Origin of the sequence: Acinetobacter sp. UBA3025, assembly GCF_002367915.1 — a bacterium.
In the GTDB taxonomy this organism is placed as follows: Bacteria; Pseudomonadota; Gammaproteobacteria; order Pseudomonadales; family Moraxellaceae; genus Acinetobacter.
Genome location: NZ_DFDO01000022.1, coordinates 1 through 11,245, shown reverse-complemented (window position 1 = coordinate 11,245; position 11,245 = coordinate 1). Strand labels below are relative to the sequence as shown.

Sequence of the window (11,245 nt, the reverse complement as noted above, 5' to 3'; positions counted from 1 at the left end):
CTGTATATTTTTATGGCTACCGTTATAGGGTTAATTATGAACAGTAAGTGTCAACAGACCCTGATTGAATCTGAAAAAGATTATCTTTCTACTTGGCTGCAATCATAGATATTGCATTAAGATTGGTTGTACGCCTGAAACATTACGTATTTGGCATCAAAAATATCTGGATAAACAAAATCCAGTTAAGGTACAGCAGCTTTCAGATCAAGAACGTAGTAAACAACTCGAACGTAAAAATAAAGAACTGCAACGTGCTAACGAAATTCTACGTAAAGCAGCCGCTTTTTTCGCCCAGGCGGAGCTCGACCGCCCACACAAATAATGGTGGATTTCATCCATAACAATAAAGACCTATCTGGCGTTGAGGCGATTTGTAAGATTTTACCGATCGTAGCCTCTACCTATTATCGAACCCTAGATCTCGTTGATGAAAAGCATCGCTTTGCAAGGGAACATCGAGCGAAACGAGATCTACATGATGAGCATCATGCTGAACAAATCAAACGAATTTGGAAAGAAAGTTCAGTTCGTTATGGTGTACGTAAAGTTTGGCAAAAACTGAAACGTGAAGGCTATATTATTGCGCGCTGTACAATGGTTCGCTTGATGCAGAAGCTAGGTCCACAAGGTGTTTAGCGTGGTAAGAATAAACAAACCACCCGTAGCCGAGATGATCAAAAAAGAGCAGATGATTTAGTGAAACGTAATTTTAATGCTGATCATCCTGACCCTTGCGAAGCAGTGCTTCTCAGGTAAGTGACTTTACGTATATTCAAACTCACTCAGGCTGGGTTTATACCGCCTTTATTATTGATGTGTTCTCACGAGCAATTGTTGGATGGAAAGTATCTACACGGATGAATACAGATATGGTGCTTGATGCACTTGAGCAAGCATTGCACGATCGAGGCATGCTAAAGAATGTGTATTCATCATTCCGACAGAGGTGTGCAATATCTTTCCATTCGTTATACCAATCGTTTAGAAGCAGCAAATATAAGAGCATCAGTCGGTACGACTGGTGATTCATACGATAATGCTTTGGCTGAAACGGTGAATGGCTTATACAAAACAGGGGTGATTGAATATTTAAAAGCAGACTGGCACGGTTTAGCGGATGTACAACTTGCGACACTAAACTGGCTAGATTGGTTCAACAAAAAGCGTGTACACAGTACACTAGGTTATGTATCACCTTTTGATTTTGAAGCAATGTACTATGATAAGATTAACCCGTTAGGTCAGGTGGCCTAACTTAAATAAAAAAGTCTCCGACAAACCCGGTACGGTTCAACTCTGGCTTTGAAAGCTTTGCTTCAATTTAAAAAGGATCAAGGCTACCAAACAGACTATGTGATGCTATGTCCTAAGACTAAGGAACCCTTCTTTAATGAAAAACCACCTAGAGAGCGTCTTGTAGAAGCGATGAAAGCGTGTTCTATACGTCACCGCCCTGCATACAATGCAAGGCATACTTATGCGACGATGTTGCTGATGGATGGCGTCAATCCAATGTTTGTAGCCGATCAACTTGGACATAGTCTACAAATGCTGATCAAACGCTATACAAAATGGTTGCATGGGGATAAAAATAAGCAAGAAATTGCCAAACTTAGCGTAACTCGTACAGCCTAAATACGTCGAAATCAAAAGCTCTTGCAATGAAAAATGTGGCAAATGTGTGGCAATAAAAAAGCCACTTAATATAAGTGGCTGATTTATAACAAGAATTTTGGTGGAGATGGCGTCAATTGAACTCAGATCCTAACCAACTAATTCTAAAGATCTTTTATTGAATAAAAAAATTCATTGACCCAATTTTGACCCAAATCAGATTTATTGTATTGAATCACGAAGTAGTTTTGTTCAAATCCCAATTCAGGATTTGAAATAGTGTACCGATTGTAGCACCGTTACAATCCAATAAAAATATTATGTTATAACATATCGTTTATTTGATATTCTTTTTTGATGTATTATTCTTTTAAACACATTTAGGGACAAGGTAATGTTTGAAATTATTGATGATTTAAAAAATAAATTAGATCAGCATCGCCCCCTATCCCCAGCAATAGTAAAAAATTTACAAGAAGATCTTATTTTACGATGGACTTACCACTCGAATGCTATTGAAGGAAATACCCTTACTCTTTTAGAAACGAAAGTCGTGTTAGAAGGCATAACTGTCGGTGGGAAAGCATTAAGAGAACACTTCGAGGCAATTAACCATAGAAATGCTATTTATTACGTTGAAGATATTATTAGAAAAGAAGAACCATTTTCGGAATGGCAAATTCGCAATATCCATCAACTCATTTTAAAAAACATTGATGATGATAATGCTGGCCGTTATCGCCAACAAAATGTTCTAATCTCTGGTGCCACGTCTACCCCACCTGATTACACATTATTAAATGACAAGATGGCTCAGCTAGTTGATTGGTACAATTCAGAGGCACATAAGCTTCACCCCATTGAACGTGCAGCTAAAGTACATGCTGATTTTGTAGGTATCCATCCATTCATTGATGGCAATGGCCGTACATCACGCCTATTGATGAACCTCGAATTGCTTAAAGCTGGTTATCCACCTTGTGTGATTACTGTAGAGAATCGTTTAGCTTACTATGAAGCATTGGATCAATGGATGGCTTATGGAAAAACTGAAGCTTTTATTCAGTTGATTTCCAAAGCAGTGGTCGAAGGATTTAAACCGTATCAGGTTGTTTTAGGAATTTAGGCAAACTCTGTCTTTCAAAGCTTTGTGCAACAAAGCCCTTAGCTTTTAAAACTTTAGTAAATTAGCTCTATAACATTGAAAAAACCGATGTATAAACATCGGTTTTTTTATTTAATTATGCTGGTGTAGTTAGATTCTCAACTTTGGTTAAGTTCACTTGCTCCTGATATCTTTGCATAATAATTTTACCATTACGCACACTTAAAATAGCTTTTGTTTGATTCGCAACAACCTCATAATCATTTTTAGCCGGCATAATAATGAAGCTTGCTGGACGTCCGACCTCAATCCCGTATTGATCACCTAGACATAAAGTCTTGGCCGAATTATATGAAACAAAGTCTAAGCAACGCTGTAAGTCTTCATAACCCAGCATATGACAGATATGCAAGCCAGCATCAAGAATACGAATAATATTACCATTTCCTACCGGATACCAAGGATCACGAATTGAATCCTGAGCAAAACAAATATTCATGCCTGCACGGTCAATTTCAGGTACACGTGTCAAACCTCGACGCTTTGGATAGCTATCAAATCTTCCTTGCAAATGAATACTTTCTGTAGGGCACGAAATAAAATTAATTTTAGAACGTTTTAGTAAGCGAAATAACTTATAACAATAAGCATTGTCATAAGATCCCATCGCGGTAGTATGGCTAGCTGTTACACGCTCCCCCATACCTCGTACACGTGCTTCGTCTGCCAGAACTTCCAAAAACCGAGATGCTGGATCATCAATCTCATCACAGTGTACATCAACAAGACAGTTATATTTTTCAGCTAAATCCATCAAGAAATGAACTGAACTTACACCTTTTTCACGGGTATATTCAAAATGTGGAATGCCACCAACCACATCAGCTCCAAGCTTTACGGCTTCCTCCATTAAAGCACGACCATTTTTAAATGACTCAATACCTTCTTGTGGAAATGCCACAATCTGCAAATTTACTTTGTCTTTAATTTCTTCTCTAACTTCAAGCATAGCTCGCATTGCAGTTAAGCTGGGATCAGTGACATCAACATGTGTACGTACATGTTGAATACCATGTTCAATAAGCATATCTAGCGTTTTTAAAGCACGTAATTTAGTGTCTTCAAAAGTGATCGTTGCTTTACGTTGCCCCCAACGTTCAATCCCTTCAAAGAGTGTACCAGACATATTCCACTCAGGCTCACCCGCAGTGAGTACAGCATCTAAATGAATGTGTGGATCAACCAAAGGAGCCATGATCAATTGTTGTTGTGCATCGATAGTATCTACATCAACTGTTTGAATGACACTAGCCTGTTTTTCAATGGCTTCAAAAATGCCATTGTTGTAAGTAATACTAAATAGCCCGTCTTGTTGACGTAAAACCGCATTGATAATTTTCATGTTAGTTCCTTTTAAAATAATTAATGACTCATGTGCCAGATCAGTAATGCCATTGAAGCATTTAGACGGAAATTTGCCTCAGTTAAGACATGATTTGTCAGTGATTCAATTTTTTGAATCCGTTGGTTTAACGTATTTCTATGGATGCCAAGTCGTCTGGCTGTATCATTTAAATTGCCATTTTCTTTAAGCCAGGCATCTAAGGTTTCAAGTAGTACAAATGGGTACTTCTTATCACTAATGAGCATACCCAACGTTTCATGCATGAATTGCTGCAATACACTTTTGTTCGGAATCGCTTTTAAAAGTTTTAGCACGCCCAAATCACGATATTGGCAAATACTATTTTTCATCTGCATTTCAAAAGCTATTTCCTGAGCTTGGGATGCTTCCCAAAAACCTCTTTGAAATGCCACTGCTGAATTCACTTCATTTGATACCCCTGCAAAGATCTTAAGGTCATTATCAAATTGACTCATTTGATCGATCACTTCGATGAGTGCTTTTTTCCACATATCGATATCATAATCATCAAGGTTGAGTACCAAACTAAACTGATCCCCCTGACGGATGACTGGAATTTTCTGCTTCCACTGTTTGGACCATTTTTCCAAGGCTTCATAACACTGTTGTTTAATTCTGAAAAAATGATTTTCATGCACAGCATCAGTATCGGTATGAAATAAAGCATGAATATTGTGTAAGCGAAGTACTGTAATCACATGACGTCCAAGTAAGTTAATTTTTAACTGTTTGGCACGAAGTTGAATTGTCTCTACCGATGGAAAGTCCCCTGTCAGTAATTGAGAAACTACATCTTCACTCGATTTTTTGACCTGGGAAAACTGAACTAGCTGCGTACCAATCGCATGCGTAACTTCGACCATCTTCAAACTGTAAGGTTGCTCAATTAACGGTAAACCTAGCTCATCTGCACGTGAAATAATTTTAGGTGGAATTTCATGGATATATTGCTGACCTGTCATAATGACAAGTGCAGCTACATTTCGTTGATATGCCTGTTCAAGTAACCCTAAGAGATTATTTTCATCACGGGTATGGTTGATTCCCGTAACAAATACAATCTCTCCCCCCTCAATCCATTCAGCGATTCCTTCATTTTCTGCTACATAGAACCAGCGGACAGGCCGATGAATATTTTCTATTCCACCACATAATTTTAGTGGATAAAGTGAAGGTAGATTCAGGATATCTTGAACAGTCATATTCATCACATTACTCCACTGCATCTACTATATTTAAGACAGATGATTCCTGACGTAATGGGAATAAATAATTCAATACGCTATAAATGGAACATGCCACCACAATACCCACAATCGGTGCAATCCATGGTGAAACATAGGCAACAATTGCACCTGTGAAATAGGCTATTAAACCAATCCAGTTAAAATTAGGAATATTTGCTTCAGCTAATAATGGATATTTTCCTTTATGACGAATCCAGTAATCTGCCATGATCACGCCACCAAGTGGAGGAATAATAGCACCAAGAAGTAAGAGAAACGGAATCAATAACTCATACATACCAGCAGCAGCTAAAATGATTCCCGCAACAGCCGCCACAAGCACCATGGTTTTACGGCGTTCACTTCTTACCATGTGGCAAGCAGCAGTTGAAACGCTATAGATTGCTGGACCTTGGATCGTCCATAAATTCAGGCAAAGCATCACCACTGCGGCAACAGACAATCCTTGTAATACTAAAACTTCTACAATATCAGATTGTTGATAAACGATTGCCATCCAAGCACCCGCCAGAACCATTAGCCCATTACCAATTACAAAGCTAACTAGACATGCCCAAATCGCAATTTTTCCGCTCTTAGACATACGCGTCCAATTGGTAATTTGTGTTGCACCACTGGCAAAAGTACCAAATACCATAGTAATGGCTGTTGCAAATGTCAGTGTTTCTGTCGGTTGAACACTGGTTAAACCAGTCCATCCGCCAATTTCTTTGGTCGCCAGAACAATAGAAGTGACGAGTAAAATGAACATTAAAGGAATTGATACACGGGATAGATATTCAAGTCCTTTAAAGCCAACAATTGCTGTAATGGAAAAACCAAGTCCAAATAGCACCATCAAAGGAATGAGTAAACTATCAGAAAATCCTAATATTTTTCCAAGTGAAATCGCCAGAGTTGCTGTTCCCCAAGCAAACCAGCCTAATTCAGCAAAACCTAAAATAAAGTCTGATAATTTACTGCCCCAGTTACCAAAGCAGAAACGTCCCATTAGAACTGTATTTAAGCCACTACGTGCAGAAATAAATCCCAAGGTCGCGGCATAAGCTCCTAATAGCAAGTTGCCTATGGCTACAATCCACAAAATATCAGTGAACTCAAAAGCCACCCCAATTTTTCCACCAGCGAACATAGTTCCTGTGAAAAAGGTAAAACTAAATAACACTAAGGCTATTGGGAAAAAGCCTTTTCGTTGTGAAAGTGGTGTTTCTTTCAAAGGCGACTCTGCATGCACGCTCATATTCAACACTCCTACTATTCAAGTAAAATTCTTGAGTGCTGTATTGCAAGAGCTATGCCGCTTTTTTAATGCTTAAATTTATGTAAGTTAAATTGTTAAATATGGGCAATTTGAACATATTTTTACTTTTCATACAGAGTAAATGGGTAAATTAATGTGCTTTAATAACATTCAGTGATTTTATTTTGTGCGTTTTAGAAACTGTAAATATTACAGAACATAACGATATTAACGGACAGATAAGGAGACTATTACAAATGTAAAATTTCGGTTTTTTCTATTTTGTTCCATCTTAATCATTTCGATGCTCTGGTATGTCAGATACCATTTTTCTCTTTCATAAACGCTTTTTTCTTGGCAGTAAATGGATTTTTTGCACAAAGATGTGAAAATCTCTCCCCATTTTCATAGCAAAAATTTTGCTTATTTATTAATACATAGTTTCTAAATGGTTTGAAGAAGAGGTGGTGGCAGTTTAACCCAACATGTAATAGTCTAATATTCCTATATTAAACTTCTAGCTTTACCCAATTTAACCCACCAATGCTAACTACCTGTCCTGCCACAGGTAGTTAGCTAAGAGATCTGATTTTTATTTCAAATTACCACCAATACCTTTAAACTTCTCAACTAAAATCGAAATTTTCTGGAAAACATTTTGTTTCTTAGTTAAATATTGTGGGTTTAATGGACTCATTTTAGGCAAAATTGCATTAAGTTCAGTGCCGTTTTCACTTGCAAATTCTCTCTTCAAGGAAGCCATGATATAACGTTTAGTGGCATCCTCATTCAAGTCTTCATCCTGAATCAGTTCCTGAACCTCACGCTGCTGTTCTGTTTGAGCGAAAGTATAAAAAGAATCCATAACACTAGCTTTATCTTCAATCTTATCTAAATCAGTATGATTAATAAAATCGACGATCAAACCTTCTTTAGATCGACTCTCCAAGCTTGAACGAATCACACGTCGCATATCATCAACCAAAGCAACTTTATCCCTGATCTTTTTATTGCTTTCAAAGATAAGTTCTAAAATATAGTCTAAATTGATTTCTTGTGATTTTAATAGATCAACTTCAAAAACCACATCGTTCCAGTCAATCGTAGACTCTTCTTTTTGCTCCGCTAATCTCTCCCTACGCAACCAATCACGTATATCATTATAACTAGAGCGATAGTCCTGGATTTTGCGTTCAGCTGGCATATCAATCGCTGTGAGCTGTGCTAACTCGTCATCACTTAAATAATGCTTATTTTTAAATTCTTCGACGGCACTAGCATCATTCAAATCAACAGTTTGTAACTCTTTTAGACTCGCATATTCATCATAGTTTTGCAGTACGTTTTCTACTCGCAAGTATTCACCAAATAATTTAGCGAACGCCTTTTTATCTGACTCTTTAAAAATTTCATCGGGGTTAGGGAAACGTTGTTCCAACTCTTTGACTACTTCTATAAAGCCTCTTCTTGCTTCTCCAGTTAATACATCGGTGAAGCCTTCCATATATTCTTCATAGCTTTTCTCTAAAACAATATTCTGCGTATTTGGATCACCAAATAATCGTATAGCATCAATCGTTGGCTGTTCTAAATCACGGAAAGTTACAATATTGCCAAATGTTTTAGTCGCATCAAAAATACGGTTAGTTCGTGAGTATGCTTGTATAAGACCATGATAACGTAAATTTTTATCAACAAATAAAGTGTTTAAAGTTGGTGCATCAAAACCTGTTAAGAACATACCAACGACAATCAGCAAATCAATTTCTCGAGCTTTGACTTGTTTTGCTAAATCACGATAATAATTTTGGAAGCTCTTAGTTTCAACACTAAAGTTCGTTTTAAATATTGAGTTATAATCTGCAATTGCTGAACTTAAAAACTCTTTAGCACTACTATTCATAGCTGATACATCAAAACTTTCATCTTGAATATCACCCACGGCACCCTGTTCTTCATTGGCTGAAAATGAAAAAATTGTCGCTATCTTTAAAGGCTTATCACTATTTTTTTGTAACTCTTTTAAGCATTCATAATACAACTTAGCAGCATCTACGCTACTCACTGCAAACATGGCATTAAAGCCTTTACTGGCTATTTGTAAACGATGCGTTTTCTGACGGAAATTAGTCAGGATGTAGTGACTAATTTCACGTATGCGATCTGGATGCAATAAAGCTTGTTTATTTTCATAAGCACTTAGTTTTTTGACATCTTGTTCTTTTTCTATATTTTTAAATTGTGGACGTACATCATTATAATCCACTTTAAATTTGAGGACTTTTTCATCACGAATTGCATCAGTGATGACATAAGCATGCAAAGCTCCCCTATTCTTGTCCTTGTCGTATGTACCAAATACACTAGCAGTGGTTTCATTACCTAATGTATTTTCTGGAAAAATCGGAGTGCCAGTAAAACCAAATTGGTAAAATTTTTTAAATTTTTTCTTTAAATTTTTCTGTGCTTCACCAAACTGACTACGATGACATTCATCAAATATAAACATGACTTGCTTATTGTATATCGGCAAATCATTTTCAGTTTTCATCAAGATATTTAGCTTTTGGATGGTTGTTACGATAATTTTATTATCATCTTTATCCAAGTTTCGCTTTAATCCAGCCGTACTTTCAGACCCGTTTACACTATCAGGAGAAAAACGTTGGTACTCCTTCATAGTTTGATAATCAAGGTCTTTACGATCGACCACAAAAAAAACCTTATCAATAAAATCAAGTTCTGTTGCTAAACGAGCCGCTTTAAAACTCGTTAAGGTTTTACCTGAACCAGTGGTATGCCAAATAAATCCACCGCTTGAGGCTTGACTCCAACCCTTAGCTTCAAATGAGCTTTTAACTTTCCATAAAATACGTTCTGTTGCAGCAATTTGATAAGGACGCATGACCAGTAAAGTATCGCTTACATCAAATACGGAGTAATTCAACAACACATTGAGTAAGGTATTTTTTTGGAAAAACGTTGCAGTAAAGTCTTTTAGGTCTTTAATGAGGCTGTTATCTGATTTAGCCCAATTCATCGTAAAATCAAAACTGTTCTTATTACGTGCTGTGGTATTGGCAAAATAGCGAGTATCTGTACCATTGGAAATAACAAATAGTTGTAAGTATTTATACAGTGAGTTTTCACTATTGAAACTTTCTTTACTGTAACGATGTACTTGATTAAATGCTTCACGGATCGCCATGCCACGCTTTTTCAATTCAACTTGTACCAATGGCAAACCATTAACCAAAATGGTGACATCATAACGGTTGGCATGATTACCTTTTTGTTCAAACTGTTTAATGACTTGAACTTTATTACGAGCAATGTTTTTTTTATCAAGTAAATAGATGTTTTGAATACGACCATCATCAAAAACAAAATCATGAATATAGTCATCATGAATTTTTCTAGTTTTATCTACGATACTATCGCTTGATTTATCCAAATATGTTTCAACAAAACGTGACCATTCACTCTCTAAAAATTGCACATTATTGAGTAACTGTAATTGCTCTCGTACATTATTCAACATAGCTTTAGCGTTTTTTATATTAGATAAAAAATCATAGCCCTGATTAGTCAAATCTTGAATGAGTTCACGTTCTAAGTCAGCTTCTGTTTGATAGCTATGTATTGCTTGAGAGTCTTTAATATATTTATCAAGAACAATAAAATGGTTAGATTCAGCAACTGTTGAATAATTACTCATGTTCACCCCTTAAATTCAGTATTTTAATACTGTCTATTTCCCTTATAAATTTTATCTAACTCACCAACCAAAAACTTGAATACTCGTTTATGATCATCATGTACTTCTTTAATTTCATCAGCCGAATGCTTATCATGGTTATACAAATTGATAATTCGCGCATAAGGGTTCGCACTACTCACAGAATCACCACCTTCAACCATTGGTAATAATTCCCCCCATTCGTTATAACCTAAAAATGTAGAAGTTTTTTCTAGAACATTACGTAGAAAATTGAAGTGATATTTATGTATATCACCAGAGTTTGCAGCCTCTAGTAGTTCATTTTTCAAGTAAAGGTGATATGAAAAAGGTGAATCATAATCCTGTTTAATTAATTGATAGGTTGTCATATCACTTTCAGATTTTCGCAATATATATTTGTTTGCACGACTAAACTCGTTATACATTACATTATAAAATAATGGGTTATGTGTAGTAATCACGAATTTAAGATCTGAATTACTCGATTTTATTAATCTAGCTAAATCAATCGCTAATTGAATCAAATGATTTTCATCCAATGAACTCACTGGGTCATCAATAAAAACATATTCTAATTTATCAAATTGATTCGTTTCTCGATCTGCTGGTTCAGGGACATTTAGTATCGAGACCACTTGATCTAACAGTGTATAAAACACACTCCAAATAAAATTACTTTCTTCTCCTTTAGATATTTTAAGCGGTTCTTTGTTTTCATCATCACCACGCTCTAGAGTAAAAGTAACTTCAGAAAAAGCTTTTATAATAATTTCTTTATTATCTTTATCTCTAACTTTATATTCTTCATTGAATCTAGGCGTAAGCTTATTATGCGCATAACGTTGAAAATTGGTTACGATATTTCGAT

Annotated in this window: 6 protein-coding genes, 2 pseudogenes and 1 other annotated feature; of the genes and pseudogenes, 3 read left to right on the top strand and 5 right to left on the bottom strand. The window is 36.2% G+C overall.

The window, feature by feature from the left end; genetic code table 11:
- The first annotated feature begins 12 nt into the window (after positions 1–12).
- The 3 genes and pseudogenes from B4J23_RS00965 to B4J23_RS00955 all read left to right on the top strand — a co-directional run bounded on the left by B4J23_RS00965 (position 13) and on the right by B4J23_RS00955 (position 2,743).
- Positions 13–1,257, top strand: a pseudogene (locus B4J23_RS00965) (IS3 family transposase).
- Positions 283–400 (top strand) — a sequence feature (AL1L pseudoknot). Its footprint overlaps the pseudogene before it by 118 nt.
- A 36-nt stretch (positions 1,258–1,293) precedes the next feature.
- Positions 1,294–1,638, top strand: a pseudogene (locus tag B4J23_RS00960) (site-specific integrase); the annotation flags it as partial.
- A 373-nt stretch (positions 1,639–2,011) separates the two neighbouring features.
- A complete protein-coding gene (locus B4J23_RS00955; protein ID WP_291358377.1) occupies positions 2,012–2,743 on the top strand; it encodes a Fic family protein in 732 nt (243 codons plus the stop codon).
- Between the two features lie 115 nt (positions 2,744–2,858).
- Here B4J23_RS00955 and codA read toward each other — a convergent pair whose 3' ends face one another.
- The 5 genes from codA to B4J23_RS00930 form a co-directional block, all read right to left on the bottom strand.
- Complete coding sequence (codA, locus tag B4J23_RS00950; protein ID WP_291358374.1) at positions 2,859–4,124, bottom strand: cytosine deaminase; 1,266 nt, start codon at positions 4,122–4,124, stop codon at positions 2,859–2,861.
- Between the two features lie 20 nt (positions 4,125–4,144).
- Entirely contained in the window at positions 4,145–5,356 is a 1,212-nt protein-coding gene (locus tag B4J23_RS00945; protein WP_291358372.1) for a PucR family transcriptional regulator, read from the bottom strand.
- Between the two features lie 4 nt (positions 5,357–5,360).
- Complete coding sequence (gene codB, locus B4J23_RS00940; protein WP_291358370.1) at positions 5,361–6,635, bottom strand: cytosine permease; 1,275 nt, start codon at positions 6,633–6,635, stop codon at positions 5,361–5,363.
- 592 nt (positions 6,636–7,227) lie between these two features.
- Entirely contained in the window at positions 7,228–10,353 is a 3,126-nt protein-coding gene (locus B4J23_RS00935) for a type I restriction endonuclease subunit R (RefSeq protein ID WP_291358368.1), read from the bottom strand.
- 23 nt (positions 10,354–10,376) lie between these two features.
- Positions 10,377–11,245: AAA family ATPase (locus B4J23_RS00930; RefSeq protein ID WP_291358366.1), on the bottom strand; the 869-nt coding region annotated here is incomplete at its 5' end.